This is a genomic window from Porticoccus sp. (assembly GCF_041592135.1).
Classification (GTDB): domain Bacteria; phylum Pseudomonadota; class Gammaproteobacteria; order Pseudomonadales; family Porticoccaceae; genus Porticoccus.
Genome location: NZ_JBFHQR010000043.1, coordinates 1 through 16,255, shown reverse-complemented (window position 1 = coordinate 16,255; position 16,255 = coordinate 1). Strand labels below are relative to the sequence as shown.

The following is a 16,255-nucleotide window of genomic DNA, read 5'->3' as shown; positions in this document are numbered from 1 at the left end:
GTTTGAGCAATTGATGAAAGGCGGTGTTATGATGCGACAAAGCCTGAGCCCTCTGAAATTATAACGTTTGTTCGCACTCACATTATAACTTCTCAGACTCAGGCTTTTTCATTTATCCCAAACTGTGGGACAGCAGTGGGCCCATGGCCGCCTTTTTATCCGTACGTTATTCTCGCCAGGAGGCTTAACGCTCCAGGTACTGTAATTTGTCCGCGACGCCGTCCCACTTCTCGGCATCGGGAGAGGCGTCTTTCTTCTCGGTAATATTTGGCCACACGTCTGCCAGTTCGGCGTTCAGTTCCAGATAAACCTGCTGGTTATCGGGTAGCTCGTCCTCGGAGAAGATGGCCTCGGCGGGACACTCCGGTTCACAGAGGGCGCAGTCGATACACTCGTCCGGGTGAATAACCAGGAAATTGGGGCCTTCGTAGAAGCAGTCTACCGGGCAGACTTCCACACAGTCAGTGTATTTGCACTTGATGCAGTTTTCGCCGACGACAAATGTCATTGGGTGTTCTCCGTGAAGCGGGTAAAGGAACAGCGGCGCATTATACAGAATTAAAATCCGGTATTTAAACCACCCGGGGCGAATTTATAGGCACGGCTTGTGGCAGATCAACGCCCCTTGCAGAGCTGTTTCAGTGCGTACAGTTGTTCCAGTGCCAGCTTCGGACTCAGTTCATCGGGGTCTATGGCGGCCAGGGCGTCGCGCAGCGCAGCGCCCAGCGGGTCGGCAAACAACTCCTGCTGCAATGGCTGATGCGGGGCGGAGGCGGGCTTCACCGTGGCGTGGGCGCCGGCTTCCAGGACCGCCAGCTCGCGGCGGGCCAGGGCGATGACTTCCGCGGGAATCCCCGCCAGCTTGGCCACCTGGATACCGTAACTCTGGCTGGCCGGACCCTCCTGCACGGCGTGCAGGAACACGATATCGTCCTGGTACTCGGTGGCATCCAGGTGCACGTTGGCGACGCCGGGGGTGTTTTCCGGCAGGGCGGTCAGTTCGAAATAGTGGGTGGCGAACAGGGTGAAGGCCTGCACCTTTTCCGCCAGTTGTACGGCGCAGGCCCAGGCCAGTGACAGGCCGTCGAAGGTGCTGGTGCCGCGGCCGATCTCGTCCATCAGCACCAAGCTGCGGGCGCTGGCGTTGTGCAGGATGTTGGCGGTCTCGGTCATCTCCACCATGAAGGTGGAGCGGCCCCCGGCCAGGTCGTCGGAGGAGCCGATGCGGGTGAAAATGCGGTCCACCAGGCCGATGGTGGCGCTCCGGGCGGGCACGCAGCTGCCGATATGGGCCAGCAACACGATCAGCGCCGCCTGGCGCATGTAGGTGGATTTGCCGCCCATGTTGGGGCCGGTGATCACCAGCATGCGGCGCTGCTCGTTGAGGCGCAGGTCGTTGGCGACGAAGGGGCCGTCCAGTACCTGTTCCACCACCGGATGGCGGCCACCGCTCACCTCGATACCGGGTTCTTCCACCAGGGTTGCGGGGGTCAGGCTGAGGCTGTCGGCCCGCTCCGCCAGGCACACCAGCACGTCCAGTTCCGAGACGGCGGCGGCGCAGTCCTGCAACGGCAGCAGTTGCTCGTTGAGGGTCTCGATCAGGTCTTCGTAGAGGGCCTTTTCCCGGCTCAGGGCGCGGCTCCTGGCGCTCAGTGCCTTGTCCTCGAAGGTTTTCAACTCCGGGGTGATGTAGCGCTCGGCGTTCTTCAGGGTCTGGCGGCGGATATAGTCCACCGGAGCCTGGTGGGACTGGCCCCGGGAAATTTCGATGTAGTAGCCGTGCACCCGGTTGTAACCCACTTTCAGGGTGCTGATGCCGGTGCGGGATTTTTCCCGCTCTTCCAGATCCACCAGGAACTGCCCGGCGTTGCTGCTGAGGTTGCGCAGTTCGTCCAGTTCCGGGTCGTAGCCCTCGGCGATCACCCCGCCGTCGCGGATTACCACCGGCGGGTTGTCGGCAATGGCGCGCGCCAGCAGTGCCACCAGCTGGGGAAATTCCCCGGCCTGTTGGGCCAGTTGTTGCAGGCGCTCCGCCGCTGTGCCGGCCAGCAGTTGCTGGATGCCCGGCAGTGCCGCCAGGGATTGGCGCAAGCGGGTCAGGTCCCGGGGGCGGGCCGAGCGCAGGGCGACGCGGCCGAGAATGCGCTCCATGTCGCCCACCTGTTTCAGGTGTTCGGTCAGCGATTCGTAGCCGTAGTCCAGCCGCAGGGCGGCCAGGGCCTGTTGCCGTCCCCGGAGGATGGCCAGATTGCGCAGCGGGCGATTCAGCCAGCGATTCAGCAGCCGGCCGCCCATGGCGGTAGCGGTGGTGTCCAGTACCGACAGCAGGGTGTTGTCGGTGTCGCCATTGAGGTTGACGCTCAGTTCCAGGTTGCGGCGGGTGGCGGCATCCAGAATCACACTGTCGTCGCGGTTCTCGTGGCTGATATGGCGGATGTGCGGCAGGGCGGTGCGCTGGGTTTCCCGCGCGTATTGCAGCAGGCAGCCGGCGGCGGCCAGGGCCAGGGGCAGGTGATCGCAGCCGAAGGCGGCCAGGTCTTTGGTGCCGAACTGATCGATCAGCTGGCGGCGGGCGGTGTCCGCCTCGAACTCCCAGGGCTGGCGATGGCGCACGCCGCGCCGCTGTTGCAGCAGTTCCGGGTGGGGAAAGTCTTCCCCCACCAGCAGTTCGGCGGGGTTCAGCCGCTGCAATTCGCCGAGTAAGCCCTCCGGGCTGTCCACTTCCAGCACCAGAAAGCGACCGCTGCCGATATCCAGGGTGGCGAGACCGAAATGACCGCGGTGATGGGCCAGCGCGGCCAGCAGGTTGTCGCGGCGCGCGTCCAGCAGGGCCTCGTCGCTGATGGTGCCGGGGGTGACGATGCGCACCACCTGTCGCTCCACCGGCCCCTTGCTGGTGGCGGGGTCGCCGATCTGCTCGCAGATCGCCCCCGATTCCCCCAGCTTCACCAGCTTGGCCAGGTAGCCCTCTGCGGCGTGGTGGGGGACCCCGGCCATGGGAATCGGCTGGCCCGCCGACTTGCCGCGGGCGGTGAGAGTGACGTCCAGCAGCCGGGCGGCCTTTTTGGCATCGTCGTAGAACAGCTCATAGAAATCCCCCATGCGGTAGAACACCAGCTCATGGGGGTGTTGGGACTTGATGCGCAGGTACTGCTGCATCATCGGGGTGTGCTGTTCGGGCATTGCCGCTGCGGTCATATCGGGAGACTGTGCTGGCGAAAGGAGACCCCGGATTCTACGGGATTCGGCGAGGTGAAAAAACTACCGGATACTATCTGTGGGCTCAGGTGAGCGCAGCGAGGTGGTATTGGCGGGGCTATGGGGTTGCTGCTGCGGTGCGTCGAGGATATGGCAACCCTGGTAGAACTCCACAATAAATTGATCCAGCCCGATCACCAGCACCCCGCTGGCGGGGGCATTTGCCGAGGTGAACACCGGTACGGCAATTTTGATCAGCAGGGCCGAAGCGCTTTGATCCACCTCCGCATCCTGTATCCAGGCCTGGTCCCTATCGAGTTTGATGGTTTCCGTAAACTGCTCTTCATCGCCCTGGAAGTAATCGCTGGTTAAATTGGTCATCGCCACCAGCCCGCCATTGCGCCCGATTAAAAAGCCTTCCCCCTGTAGGGAGTAGGTCGTAATCAGGTTTTGAATCAGTGGGGTGGCGGGGTTGTCGAGCAGGGATTTTACAACCGGGGATTCGTTGGTCAGGGTTGGCCAGCGGGACTCGAGTACCATCGGATCGGTCCCGTTGCGGTTGTAGGCGCGCAGGGCATTTTGGATAGTTGCGGTCTCGGCCAGCTCGGTACTGGCGTGAATGACGCACCGCAAATCCATTACATCAGTACTCCAGCAGTGCTCTGCAAAGAGTAACATGAGTGCCACAGCAGCAATCCTTGGCATCGGGGGTAGTTCTCAAATTCACCTGGGTGTAGGTATAGCACAGCGAGGCGTCACAGTGAGCGGTGGCCGGGAATGGCTTATTTATAGTTGCAGAGCACGTCCCGTTTCGGGCGCTGCTGGGGCATACTGGGCGGTCTGCAACCGACGGGCTGCCGACCCTGTTGACCGAATAAGGAATCCCTTTGAAACGTAGAAGACCGAACCCAAAAGCCAAACCCAAAATGGCCAATCGCGCCGTCGAGTTTGTGATTGAATCAATGGATGCCATGGGGCAGGGGGTAGCGCATATTGATGGCAAACCCTGTTTTATCCCCAAAACCCTGCCGGGTGAAGAGGGTGTGGCCACCATCACCCGCGCCAGCAAGGGGGTGCTGTTTGCCCGGCTCGATACCCTGGCGAAAACGGCCGACAACCGTGTGGAGTCGGTTTGCCCCCATTTTGGCAGCTGTCCGGGCTGTCATTTCCTCCACACCGACTACCAGAGCGAGTTGAGTTACAAACTGGCGGCGCTGTCCGGGCACCTGAAACGCCTCGACGTCGCCCTGCCCGAGATTGAATTGTGCGCGGCTGAACAGCGCCTCGGCTACCGCAACCGCATCCAGTTGCATTACCGTCACAAGTACATTGGCATGATCGACCCGGTGGCGGATAGCGTGGTGGAGATTCCCGGCTGTCTGGCGATCGAAGAACAACTACAGGACAGCTTTGACGGGCTGTATCAGGATCGCAGCTGGGCGGCGGAGCGTTCAGGCCAGGGGCACTGTGAACTGTACCAAAGCAGTGACGGCGTAAAGCTGCAATGGGACAAGCCCTATGCCCACGGCGGTTTTACCCAGGTTAACCGTGCCATGAACGAGGTGCTGCGGGAGGCGGTGCTGGCGCAGCTCGGGGATATGCTGGTGGATAGTCTGCTGGATCTGTTCTCCGGCGAAGGCAATCTTTCCGATCTGATCGTGGAGCAGTATCCGGAAGTTGAACGGGTGATGGTGGATTACGCCCCTGACCGAGTGAAAGAAGGGGGCCTGAGTTTTCTCCACCTGGACCTGTTCGCCGAGACGGCATTGAAGACCTTCAAGGCGCGCTGCAAGCAGCCGCAATTTGATGTGTTGCTGGTGGACCCGCCCCGCAAGGGATTCACCCTACTGCATCAGTGGGTCAAAGCATTCAAACCGAAAAAACTGATTTATGTAAGCTGCAGTGCCGCGACCATGGTGCGAGATTTACAGCAGCTGGGCGAAAAAGCCCGTATTGAACAGGTCAGCCTGATCGACCTGTTTCCGGGTACCTATCATTACGAAACCCTGGTGACCGTCACCTTTAAATAATCCGCTGCACCCACTTGGGTCTTGCAGCGGCCCCGTCACTGGCTTAACGTTTTGCGATGGAAAAAACGATCCACACACTCGCCACCCGCCTCGGGGAAATGCTGCTGCAGGGCAACGCCACCGTCACCTGTGCGGAGTCCTGCACCGGTGGCGGCATCGCCAGCGCCATTACCGATGTGCCCGGCAGCTCCAGCTGGTTCCGGTTGGGGCTGATTACCTACGCCAACAGTGCCAAGCAGCAGTTGCTGGGGGTGTCCGCCCAGACCCTGGCGGAGCAGGGTGCCGTCAGCGAGGCGGTGGTGGTGGAAATGGCCCGGGGCGCCCTGGCGCTTGCCGGGGCGGATATTGCCGTTGCCGTGAGCGGTATTGCCGGACCCGATGGCGGGACACCGGATAGACCGGTGGGCACGGTATGGTTCTGCTGGGCCAGTCGCAGCGGCGACAGGGTGACCCGTTGTCTGCATTTTGATGGCGACCGGGGTGCCGTGCGAGCGGCATCTGTGTTGCAGGCGCTGACCGGGTTGATCAATCTGCTCGACAATTAAACTACTGTATGACTATACAGTATTAGGATGTTGGGGTAAGCTAGCCTCCATTCTGTTTTAACGTACCAAAATTTAAAGTCCTAAAATTTAAAGTACCAAGAGGCATCGGTCATGGATCCAAACAAGGAAAAAGCACTTCAGGCGGCGCTTGGCCAGATTGAGCGCCAGTTTGGCAAAGGAACTGTCATGCGCATGGGCGACAGAGAGCATGTGGTCATGCCCTCCATTTCCACCGGCTCCCTCGGGCTGGATATCGCCCTGGGCATCGGTGGCCTGCCGAAAGGGCGTATTGTGGAAATCTACGGACCGGAATCCTCCGGCAAGACCACCCTGACCTTGCAGGTGATCGCGGAGGCCCAGAAAAAAGGCGGAACCTGTGCGTTTGTGGACGCGGAACACGCCCTGGACCCGGATTATGCCGAGAAGCTGGGCGTCAATGTCGACGACCTGATCGTCTCCCAGCCGGATACCGGCGAGCAGGCCCTGGAAGTGACCGACATGCTGGTGCGCTCCGGCGCCATCGACGTACTGGTGGTGGACTCCGTGGCGGCACTGACGCCGCGGGCCGAGATCGAGGGTGAAATGGGCGATCACCACGTCGGCCTGCAGGCGCGACTGATGTCCCAGGCGTTGCGCAAACTGACCGGCAACATCAAGCAGGCCAATTGTCTGGTGATTTTCATCAACCAGATTCGCATGAAAATCGGTGTAATGTTTGGCAACCCGGAAACCACCACCGGAGGTAATGCGCTGAAGTTCTATTCCTCCGTGCGTCTCGATATCCGCCGCATCGGCGCCGTCAAGGAAGGCGAGGAAGTGGTGGGCAACGAAACCCGGGTGAAGGTGGTGAAGAACAAGGTGTCGCCGCCCTTCAAACAATGTGAATTCCAGATTCTCTACGGCGCGGGCATCAATCAGCTCGGTGAAGTGATCGATCTGGGGGTCAAGTGCGGCCTGGTGGACAAGGCCGGCGCCTGGTATGCCTACAACGGCACCAAAATCGGCCAGGGCAAGGCCAATGCCTGCGAATACCTGCGTGAAAACCCTGCTGTTGCCGCTGAAATTGAACAGAAAATTCGCACTCAATTGATGGCTGCGCCGAAGCCGCCGAAATCCGCCGAGAAAGTCGATACGGCCGAGATTGAAGAGGCGGATATCTGACCGCAGGGTTCAGTTTTTATCCCGAAACAAAAAGCCGTGCGGTTAATCGCGCGGCTTTTTTTGTGATGATTGGCGAATTCCGGGGTCTGTAACAGGTGTGGATGCGGAGGTATTGAAGCGAAAGATGTCTGTGCCCCGAACGCTAGCAATGTCCAGTGATGGTGAGTCATGCAGGAGCTGATCAGCTACAAAAGCAGCCTGGTGCTGGGCATTTTATGGCTGCTGTTTGTGGCCGAACGGGTCCTGCCCGCCGCGCCGGTCGTCGCCGCGGCCAATGGGCGGCGCTTGTTGCGAAATCTGTCGCTGTGGTTGTGCAACAGCCTGGCATCCCTGCTCATCGTATTGCCGGTGACGTTGTTTGCCGCCGGGCACGCCCGCTACTGGTGGTCTGCGTGGCTGCCGTCGTGGTCCTGGCTGTTGGTGGATTTGCTGCTGTTGGATCTGTGGATTTACTGGTGGCACCGGGCCAATCACCGCCTCAGCTGGCTGTGGCGTTTTCACCGGGTCCACCACCTGGACCAGTGGCTCGATGTGACCTCGGCGGTACGTTTCCATTTTGGTGAAGTCATTTTGTCGGCGCTGGTGCGGGCGGCGGTGATTTTCTGTTTTGCCCTGCCGGTTAGCTCGGTGATCATCTTTGAATCGTTGATCTTGATCGTCACCGGGTTTCACCACTCCAATATCCGGCTGCCGAAAAAGCTGGAGTACTGGCTGTCCCTGCTGATTATCACGCCCTCCATTCACTGGGTGCACCACCATGTGGAGCAACGGGACACCGACAGCAACTATGGGGCGATATGCAGTTTCTGGGACCGCTTGTTTGGCAGCAAGTCGGCCACCGTCCGCACGCCGGATATGCAGATTGGCCTGGATCAATCCAGTGATCAGGGCCTGCTGCAATTGCTGGCGGCGCCATTCCGCCTTGAGTCTTACCGCCGCTGACTTGCCATAAGCGGGTGATAACACGAACATAGGGACGATCAGCATTACGTAGTCGGCCCGCGGCCAACAGGAGCATCTGATGGATACATACCAGGAATTGATCGGCGTGATCGCGTTGACCATGGGGGTCGGCTGGGCCAGTGGCATCAATCTGTACGCGGCGGTGCTGGTGCTGGGCATCGCCGGTGCCACCGGCAATGTCCAGCTGCCCGCCGAGTTGGTGGTGCTGCAGGACCCGCTGGTGATTTTTGCCGCGGGGGCAATGTATGCGGTGGAGTTTTTTGTCGACAAGGTGCCCGGCGTGGATACCGGCTGGGATGCCCTGCACACCTTTATCCGCATTCCCGCCGGGGCCATGCTGGCCGCCGGGGCGGTGGGGGATGTGACCCCGGCGCTGGAAATTGCGGCGGGGTTGATGGGGGGGACCCTGGCGGGAGCCAGTCACCTGACCAAGGACTCCACCCGCGCGCTGATTAATACGTCTCCCGAACCCGTAACCAACTGGATTGCCTCCATCAGTGAAGATCTGATGGTGCTGGGTGGTATGTGGGCGATGTTCAACCATCCGTTGCTGTTCCTGTGCCTGATGGTCCTGTTTATCGCCCTGGTGATCTGGCTGTTGCCAAAGCTGCTGCGTCTGCTGCTGCGCCTGCTGCGGAAAGTTGGCCAGTGGCTGGGCATCGTCGAAAAACCGGCGACCGAGCCCAAGGTGGCGGAGGTCCCCGATAGGGAAACGACGACAAACGCCCTTGATCCACCGGGCAAACAGCCTTGAGCTGGGCAGATAAACAGCCTTGAGCTAGGTATAAAAACAGCCTTGAGCTGGGCAGATAAACAGCCTTGAGCTGGGCAGATAAACAGCCTTGAGCTAGATATAAAAACAGCTTAGAGCGGCGCAAATAAGCAGCCTTGAATCTGGGTAAACAGCCCTGAGCGGGGCGTATGTAGCCTTGAAGCGAGATTGGCGGTGAACGAGATCGAACGGCAAAATCCTGCGGCGCTATTGCGCTGTCGAGCCATGGACCTGCTGGCCCGTCGCGAGCATTCTGCTGTCGAGTTGTTGACCAAACTGGGCGCCCGCTTTCCCGAACACAGCGAACTGTTACCCCAGGTGTTGGCGTCGCTGCAGCGGGATAAATTGCAGTCGGACCAGCGCTTCAGCGAGGCATTTGTCGCTTCCCGCATTCGCAAGGGGCAGGGGCCCTACCGCATCCGCCAGGAATTGCAGCAGCGCGGAATCCCGCAATGCCAGGCCGAACAGGTGTTGGCGGATTGCGGGGCGGACTGGTTTCAGCTGGCCGCCGAGGTGATGGCACGAAAATACGGTCAACGTCCCTGCGACAGTTTTCAGGAGCGCGCCCGCCGCAGCCGTTTTCTCCAGTACCGCGGTTTCAGCGGGGAGCAGATACAGGCGTGCCTTGATGGTGATTGAAAATGGATGACAGGCAGCGATCACTCCAGCTTGCCAGGCGGTAGTTTTCAATAAAACCGCAGTGTCCCCCGAATTCGGTCACCACAACCTTCAGCATGGCTGGCCGGTTGAGCTGGTCGAGATCCGCTACCGGCACAATCGGGTCATCCTCGCTGGTAATCAGATAGGTGGGAATGCGCAACTCCGCCAGCCGGTCGCCGTAGAGGGCGTAGGCGGCGAAATACTCCGCCGCATTTTGAAAGGGGGTAAAGGTCGGCACGAAAAAGTCATTCAGGGCGGTCAGGGATTCAAAGCGGGGCAGGGGATTGTTTTCCAGCAGGTGTGGAAAATAGTGCAGCTTTTTGCTGAGGGATCCGCTCCACTTATCCAGAAAGAAATCGCGGTAGAGGGCGCCTTCCATGATTTTTTCCTTGGCATGGGCCGGATCGACGGGTGGGCAGATGGCGGCCACCGCTGTCAGGGCCAGGCTTTCGCCCTCGTCTGCGGCAATGCGCAGGGCGAAATTGCCCCCCAGGGAATAACCGGCCAGGTAGCGGTGTCGATGGGGGTGTCGCGCCAGAAAATCGCCAATCGCGCCGGCGACTTCTTCTGAGAGGGTGGAGTTAAAGGTGCTGTCATTGAGGTGAAAGCTCTCACCGTGATCGCGCAGGTTTAGTCGCAGAATATTGAACCCCTGCCGGTACAGGTGATTGGCTGCTGACAGCAAATAGGTGGATTCGCCGCTGCCCTCCCAGCCGTGCAGCAATATCGCCAGCCGCTGGTTGTCCCGGTCAGCCTGGTCAAAGTGTGCCAACAATTTTACCGGCTTGCCGCCATGCAGGCCGTTGAGCAGGGTGGGCAGGCTGCGGGCGGTCATCTGTGCGCTGCGTTTGGCAACTTGCCAGGGGCGCGGCCCAAGGCTGTTCAACATGCTTTGCAGATGGGCGTTGCGCAGCCCGGCGGGGGGTGTGAACGGCGGCAGTTCGGTATGCATGGTGCAGGCCTTGATTCGGTGAACCGGCGGTGGGCTATCATAGCATCTGGAAAATTAAATGCCTCGACCCAGGAACGGATAGCCTGGCGGACAATCTAACCTGTCAGTTTCTGTATTTGATCGAGGTGAGCATTGCGGTCCCCAAATACCCGGGTATTTCTCTTGACGGCGCTGTTCAGCCTGGCCGTCTCGCCGCTTTCTGCCACCGTTAACGCCGCTTCCCCTTACCTTGCCGCTGCCACCGATGGCATGGCTGAACCGTCCCTTTGGGGGATTGAAAACGGTTGCCTCAATACCTCCCTGGTGCGCCACTTTTATGTGCTGGATGCCCATGCCGCCGTGATTGAACTGATCGGCGGAAAGCGGGTGTTGATGCGTTTTCGCGGTGACTGCCAGGGGGTGGAGCAGTACGGTTTTGTGCATACGGCACACAACAATCAGGTCTGTGCCAGAGCCAATGCCATTCGGGTGCTGCAAACCGGTACCCACTGTGATGTAGAATCGCTGGAACCTTACCCTTCCCCCTGATTGCCTGAGACTGAGATACTGCCTTGATTCGCTCCCTTGTGTTTGTGCTGCTTTCCTCGTTGCCCTTTGTAATCCAGGCCCTTGAGCTGTCCGGCCCCCTGGAGCAGGGGGGCATGCTGATCGGGCGGGTGTCACCCGGCGAGCGGGTCGAGGTGATGGGGCGCCCTGTGCGGGTCGATAACGATGGCGTATTTGTGTTCGGCTTGGGGCGCGATGCCCCGGCGGAAATTGACCTGGTTAGCCGCAACGGTTCCGATCAGGCACAGCATCATCGGTTTACGGTCAAGCAGCGGAGTTACCAGGAACAGCGCGTCAACGGTGTGCCCCAGCAAACCGTGACCCCACCCAAGGAAGTGCTGGAGCGGATTCGCCGGGAGGCCGCGCTGGTGGCCAGGGCCAGAGCCGACGATGACCAGCGCCTGGATTTCCTGTCCGGTTTCCACAAGCCACTCGAGGGGCCGATAACCGGGGTCTACGGCAGCCTGCGAGTCTACAACGGCACCCCTGGCAATCCCCATTACGGCCTGGATATCGCCGCCCCCACCGGCACCGAGGTATTTGCACCCGCACCGGGGATCGTCAAACTCGCCTATAAGGATATGTTTTATTCCGGTGGCACGCTGATCATCGATCACGGGCACGGCATCAGCTCCACCTTTATCCACCTCAGCGAGGTGCTCGCCAAAGAGGGCCAAGCGGTCGCCCCCGGCGACCTGATCGCCAGAGTGGGTGCCACCGGTCGGGCAACCGGTCCGCACCTGGACTGGCGCATCAACTGGTTTGACGTGCGACTCGATCCGGCGCTGGTGCTGCAATACTTCCCCGCAGGAAAAGCGCTGCCCTAGCGCTCAGGCGTGGCCACAACGCCGCCTTTCCCTTAAACTTCCCCCTCTGGAAACACTCTTGCCAGGGGTTGTGATGATTGATAAAAAATTGCTGAGTATTCTGGTGTGCCCGGTCAGCAAGGCACCACTGGAGTATGACAGGGAACATGACGAGCTGATTTGCCGGGCCAGTGGTCTGGCTTACCCGATCCGCGACGGCATCCCGGTCATGCTGGAGAGCGAGGCCCGCCAGCTCAGCGTCGATGAAAAGCTCGGCGGCGAGCATTAACCGGAGGCCTTGACGAGCATGTCCGAAGAAACCCTGTTTACGCGGATAATCAACGGTGAGATACCGGCAGACATCGTCTACGAAGACGAGCACTGCATTGCCATTCGCGATATTGCGCCGAAGGCGCCGACCCACCTGCTGGTGATTCCGCGCAAGCCGATTCCCCGTCTAGTGGATGCCACTGCCGAGGACAAGGCGGTGCTCGGACACCTGATGCTGACCGTGGGTGAGATCGCCCGCCAGGCCGGTATTGATGAGGCTTTCCGGGTGGTGATCAACAATGGTGCCGGCGTGGGCCAGACCGTGTTTCACCTGCACCTGCATATCCTCGGCGACAAGAAGTACTCGGAAGACAGTCTCGGTTTCTGAGATAACGCCTACCCAACGCTGTTAACGGACCTGATTGCAGGTCATGGAAATTGATTGTTTATGAAAAGTGCCGACATTCGCGATGCCTTCCTGACGTATTTTGAAAGCCAGGGGCACGCCATTGTGCCCAGCAGCAGCCTGGTGCCGGGCAACGACCCGACCCTGCTGTTCACCAATGCGGGGATGGTGCAGTTCAAGGATGTGTTCCTGGGCGGCGAAAAGCGTCCCTATAGCCGGGCTGCGTCTTCACAGCGCTGTGTGCGCGCCGGCGGCAAGCACAACGACCTGGAAAATGTCGGCTATACCGCTCGCCATCACACCTTCTTCGAGATGCTCGGCAACTTCAGCTTCGGCGACTACTTCAAGCGCGACGCCATCCGCTTTGCTTGGGAGTTCCTCACCCAGGTGCTGCAACTGCCGCAAGAGCGGTTGTGGGTCACCGTGCATATTTCCGATGATGAGGCGGCGGATATCTGGATTAAAGAACTCGGTGTCAGTCCCGAGCGCTTCTCGAGACTGGACGAAGACAACTTCTGGCAGATGGGCGATACCGGCCCCTGCGGTCCCAGTTCGGAGATCTTCTACGATCACGGTGCCGATGTGCCCGGTGGTCCCCCCGGCAGTGAAAACGATGACCTGGATCGCTACATCGAAATCTGGAACCTGGTGTTCATGCAATTCGAGCGCAGCGCCGACGGTTCCATGACGCCGCTGCCCAAGCCCTCCATCGACACCGGCATGGGGCTGGAGCGCATCGCCGCGGTGATGCAGGGTGTACACAGCAACTACGAAATCGACCTGTTCCAGGCATTGCTCAAAGCCGCCGCGAAACTGACCGGCACGGCTGATCTGGAAAACAAGTCATTGCGGGTGATTGCCGACCATATCCGCTCCTGCAGCTTCCTGATCGTGGATGGTGTGTTGCCCTCCAACGAAGGCCGCGGCTACGTGTTGCGGCGCATTATTCGCCGGGCCATCCGCCACGGCCACAAGCTGGGCCAGAACCAGGCCTTTTTCCACAAGCTGGTGTCGGCACTGGTGGCGGAAATGGGTGCTGCCTATCCGGAACTGAAGCAGGCGCAAGCCCAGGTGGAAAAGGTCCTGCTGGCCGAGGAACAGCAATTCGCCAAAACCCTCGACAACGGCATGGCGTTACTCAATGTGGCGCTGGACGAGCTGCAGGGCGAGGTGATTTCCGGTGATGTGATTTTCACCCTCTACGACACCTACGGTTTCCCGGTGGATCTGACCAACGATATCGCCCGTGAGCGGGGACTGTCCCTGGATATGGCTGGCTATGAAAGTGCCATGGCAGAACAGCGCCAGCGCGCTCGCGCGGCGGGTGCTTTCAAAGTGGATTACAGCCATCAACTGCACTTGGATGGGGCGACAACCTTTACCGGTTATGAGGGTATTGATGGTCAGGGCGCCGTTGTCGCGCTGCTAAAAGACGGTGAGCAGGTCGACGGTCTCAGCGCCGGTGATGAGGGCGTAATCGTGCTGGACCAGACCCCCTTCTACGCCGAATCCGGTGGCCAGGCGGGGGACTGCGGCTACCTGCGCGCCGCCGGTGTTGAATTTGAAGTACAGGATTGCCAGAAACAGGGCGCTCACTATCTGCACCTTGGCAAGCTGTTGTCCGGCACCATGAGTGTCGGCCAGCAACTGGCCGCCGAGGTGGACAATAGGGTGCGCACGGCCACCGCCCTCAATCACTCCGCCACGCACCTGTTGCACGCGGCCCTGCGGGAAATTCTCGGCGATCACGTCAGCCAGAAGGGTTCGCTGGTGGACAGCAAGCGATTGCGCTTCGACTTCAGCCACTTTGAAGCGGTGAAGCCGGAACAGCTCAAAGCCATTGAACAGCGGGTCAACGGCGAAATCCGCCGCAACACCCCGGTGCAGACCGATGTGTGCGACATGGATAGCGCCCGTGAAAAGGGCGCCATGGCACTGTTTGGCGAAAAGTACGGCGACGAAGTGCGGGTGCTGACCATGGGCGACGGTTTTTCCGTGGAGCTGTGCGGTGGTACCCATGTGTCCCGCACCGGTGACATCGGCCTGTTGAAAATTGTCAGCGAGGCCGGCATCGCTTCCGGTGTGCGCCGTATCGAGGCCGTCACCGGCGAGCAGGCGCTGGCCTATCTGGATAATCTGGCAGCGCAGCTCGACGACGTGGCCGGCGTGCTGAAAACCAATTCCGACAATGTGGTACAAAAAGTGGCCGCCCTCTGGGCCGAACTGAAAGAGCTGGAAAAGCAGAATGCCCAGCTCAAGGGCAAGCTGGCCAGCAGTGCCGGCAGCGATCTGGCGTCCCAGGCGCTGGATGTTTCTGGGGCCAGGGTGCTGGTGGCCAATCTGGAGGGTGCCGATCCGAAATCCCTGCGCGACACGGTGGATCAGCTGAAGAACAAACTGGGTTCGGCAGTGGTACTGCTGGCGGCCGGTGGTGAAGGTAAGGTGGCCATGGTGGCCGGGGTCACCAACGACCTGACGGGGCGCATCAAGGCGGGAGAGCTGATGCAATTTGTGGCCGCCCAGGTCGGTGGCAAAGGTGGCGGTCGACCCGATATGGCACAGGGTGGCGGCACCGACATGGCGGCATTGCCCGCGGCACTGAAAGCGGCTGGGGAATGGGTGGCCGACAAGCTGTCGGACTAACGTCGAATCCCCATTTTTCTTAACTTTAGCGGTTATTTGGTGTTTAATTGCCGGCCATTTCCGGCAGACAACTCTGTGTAAAAATCCATGAGCCTGATTGTTCAAAAATACGGTGGTACCTCCGTCGGCACCACTGAGCGCATCGAAGCGGTGGCCGAAAAAGTACGGGCCTTCCGCGACCGTGGTGATGATGTGGTGGTGGTGGTTTCCGCCATGAGCGGTGAGACCAACCGCCTGATCGCCCTGGCGAAAGAGATCCACGCCGAGCCCAGCGCCCGGGAGATGGACGTGCTGGTTTCCACCGGTGAACAGGTCACCATTGCCCTGCTGAGCATGGCATTGCATAAGCTGGGCTGTGGCGCCCGCTCCTACACCGGCGGCCAGGTGCGCATTCTCACCGACAGCGCTCACTCCAAGGCACGCATTGAGGATATTGACGCCCATCGCATACAGCAGGATCTGGCCGCCGGTCGAGTGGTTGTGGTGGCCGGATTCCAGGGTGTGGATGGCGATGGCAATATCACCACACTGGGTCGCGGCGGTTCCGATACCACGGCGGTGGCGCTGGCCGCCGCCCTGAAAGCCGACGAGTGCCAGATCTACACCGATGTGGATGGGGTCTACACCACCGACCCCCGCGTGGTGCAGAGCGCCCGTCGCCTCGACAAAATCACCTTTGAAGAAATGCTGGAAATGGCCAGTCAGGGTTCGAAGGTGTTGCAGATCCGCTCAGTAGAATTTGCCGGCAAATACAAAGTTCCACTGCGGGTGCTGTCCAGTTTTCAGGATGGCCCTGGTACCCTGATCACCCTTGAGGATGATGACGATATGGAAAAACCCGTTGTTTCTGGCATCGCCTTTAACCGCGATGAAGCCAAACTGACCATTCGCGGCATTCCCGATGTGCCGGGCATTGCCTCCAAAGTGCTGGGGGCTGTTGGCCGCGCCAATGTCGAAGTGGACGTGATCGTGCAGAACGTGGCCCATGACAACACTGCGTCGCTCACCTTTACCGTTCATCGCAACGAATTGGCCAAGGCCAAAGAAGTGCTCGATAAAGTAGGTGAGGAGCTCGGCGCTTCAGCCGTGGATACCAACGCTGGAATCGCCAAACTGGCGCTGGTGGGTGTGGGTATGCGTTCCCATGCCGGGGTGGCGGCGAAAATGTTTGAGGCGCTGGCCAAGGAGAACATCAACATCCAGATGATCAGCACTTCCGAGATCAAGATCACCGTCGTGATTGATGAAAAGTACCTGGAGTTGGCAGTGCGTGCGCTGCACAGTGCGTTTGAACTGGAAGAGC

At 60.0% G+C, this 16,255-nt stretch carries 16 protein-coding genes; 12 read left to right on the top strand and 4 right to left on the bottom strand.

Annotated features, from left to right (window positions below):
• Positions 1-184: 184 nt before the first annotated feature.
• From fdxA to ABY948_RS05925, 3 genes are all read right to left on the bottom strand, one after another.
• Positions 185-508 carry a ferredoxin FdxA gene (fdxA, locus tag ABY948_RS05935; RefSeq protein WP_461481598.1) on the bottom strand — a complete coding sequence of 108 codons (324 nt, stop codon included), beginning with the start codon at positions 506-508 and terminating at the stop codon, positions 185-187.
• Positions 509-615: 107 nt separating this feature from the next.
• A complete protein-coding gene (gene mutS / locus ABY948_RS05930; RefSeq protein WP_461481597.1) occupies positions 616-3,198 on the bottom strand; it encodes a DNA mismatch repair protein MutS in 2,583 nt (860 codons plus the stop codon).
• A 63-nt stretch (positions 3,199-3,261) separates the two neighbouring features.
• Positions 3,262-3,837 (bottom strand): hypothetical protein, encoded by a 576-nt coding sequence (locus ABY948_RS05925; protein ID WP_461481596.1) that lies wholly within the window; start codon positions 3,835-3,837, stop codon positions 3,262-3,264.
• Positions 3,838-4,085: 248 nt separating this feature from the next.
• Between ABY948_RS05925 and ABY948_RS05920 the strand changes: the two genes are divergently transcribed.
• The 6 genes from ABY948_RS05920 to ABY948_RS05895 all read left to right on the top strand — a co-directional run bounded on the left by ABY948_RS05920 (position 4,086) and on the right by ABY948_RS05895 (position 9,308).
• Entirely contained in the window at positions 4,086-5,228 is a 1,143-nt protein-coding gene (locus ABY948_RS05920; RefSeq protein WP_461481595.1) for a class I SAM-dependent RNA methyltransferase, read from the top strand.
• A 56-nt stretch (positions 5,229-5,284) separates the two neighbouring features.
• Complete coding sequence (locus ABY948_RS05915) at positions 5,285-5,773, top strand: CinA family protein (protein ID WP_461481594.1); 489 nt, start codon at positions 5,285-5,287, stop codon at positions 5,771-5,773.
• 111 nt (positions 5,774-5,884) lie between these two features.
• Positions 5,885-6,934, top strand: coding sequence for a recombinase RecA (recA, locus tag ABY948_RS05910; protein WP_461481593.1), 1,050 nt, complete (start codon positions 5,885-5,887; stop codon positions 6,932-6,934).
• A 168-nt stretch (positions 6,935-7,102) separates the two neighbouring features.
• A complete protein-coding gene (locus ABY948_RS05905; protein WP_461481592.1) occupies positions 7,103-7,876 on the top strand; it encodes a sterol desaturase family protein in 774 nt (257 codons plus the stop codon).
• Positions 7,877-7,955: 79 nt separating this feature from the next.
• Entirely contained in the window at positions 7,956-8,651 is a 696-nt protein-coding gene (locus ABY948_RS05900; protein ID WP_461481591.1) for a DUF4126 domain-containing protein, read from the top strand.
• A 192-nt stretch (positions 8,652-8,843) separates the two neighbouring features.
• Entirely contained in the window at positions 8,844-9,308 is a 465-nt protein-coding gene (locus ABY948_RS05895; protein WP_461481590.1) for a regulatory protein RecX, read from the top strand.
• On the opposite strand, the gene ABY948_RS05890 is transcribed toward ABY948_RS05895, so the two are convergent.
• Positions 9,268-10,281: a YheT family hydrolase gene (locus ABY948_RS05890; RefSeq protein ID WP_461481589.1), complete on the bottom strand. Its 1,014-nt coding sequence runs from the start codon at positions 10,279-10,281 to the stop codon at positions 9,268-9,270. The genes ABY948_RS05895 and ABY948_RS05890 overlap by 41 nt on opposite strands.
• Positions 10,282-10,413: 132 nt before the next feature.
• Here ABY948_RS05890 and ABY948_RS05885 point away from each other — a divergent pair, with 132 nt between their 5' ends.
• The 6 genes from ABY948_RS05885 to ABY948_RS05860 form a co-directional block, all read left to right on the top strand.
• Positions 10,414-10,809, top strand: a complete 396-nt coding sequence (locus ABY948_RS05885) for a hypothetical protein (RefSeq protein WP_461481588.1) — start codon at positions 10,414-10,416, stop codon at positions 10,807-10,809.
• A 23-nt stretch (positions 10,810-10,832) separates the two neighbouring features.
• Positions 10,833-11,654 carry a M23 family metallopeptidase gene (locus tag ABY948_RS05880; RefSeq protein ID WP_461481587.1) on the top strand — a complete coding sequence of 274 codons (822 nt, stop codon included), beginning with the start codon at positions 10,833-10,835 and terminating at the stop codon, positions 11,652-11,654.
• A gap of 73 nt (positions 11,655-11,727) precedes the next feature.
• Positions 11,728-11,922 (top strand): Trm112 family protein, encoded by a 195-nt coding sequence (locus ABY948_RS05875; RefSeq protein ID WP_461481586.1) that lies wholly within the window; start codon positions 11,728-11,730, stop codon positions 11,920-11,922.
• 18 nt (positions 11,923-11,940) lie between these two features.
• The gene (locus ABY948_RS05870) at positions 11,941-12,291 is read left to right on the top strand and encodes a histidine triad nucleotide-binding protein (protein WP_461481585.1); all 351 of its coding nucleotides are present in this window, start codon (positions 11,941-11,943) and stop codon (positions 12,289-12,291) included.
• Positions 12,292-12,351: 60 nt separating this feature from the next.
• Positions 12,352-14,952 carry an alanine--tRNA ligase gene (gene alaS / locus ABY948_RS05865; protein ID WP_461481584.1) on the top strand — a complete coding sequence of 867 codons (2,601 nt, stop codon included), beginning with the start codon at positions 12,352-12,354 and terminating at the stop codon, positions 14,950-14,952.
• Between the two features lie 87 nt (positions 14,953-15,039).
• The coding region (locus ABY948_RS05860) for an aspartate kinase (protein ID WP_461481583.1) at positions 15,040-16,255 on the top strand (1,216 nt) is incomplete at its 3' end.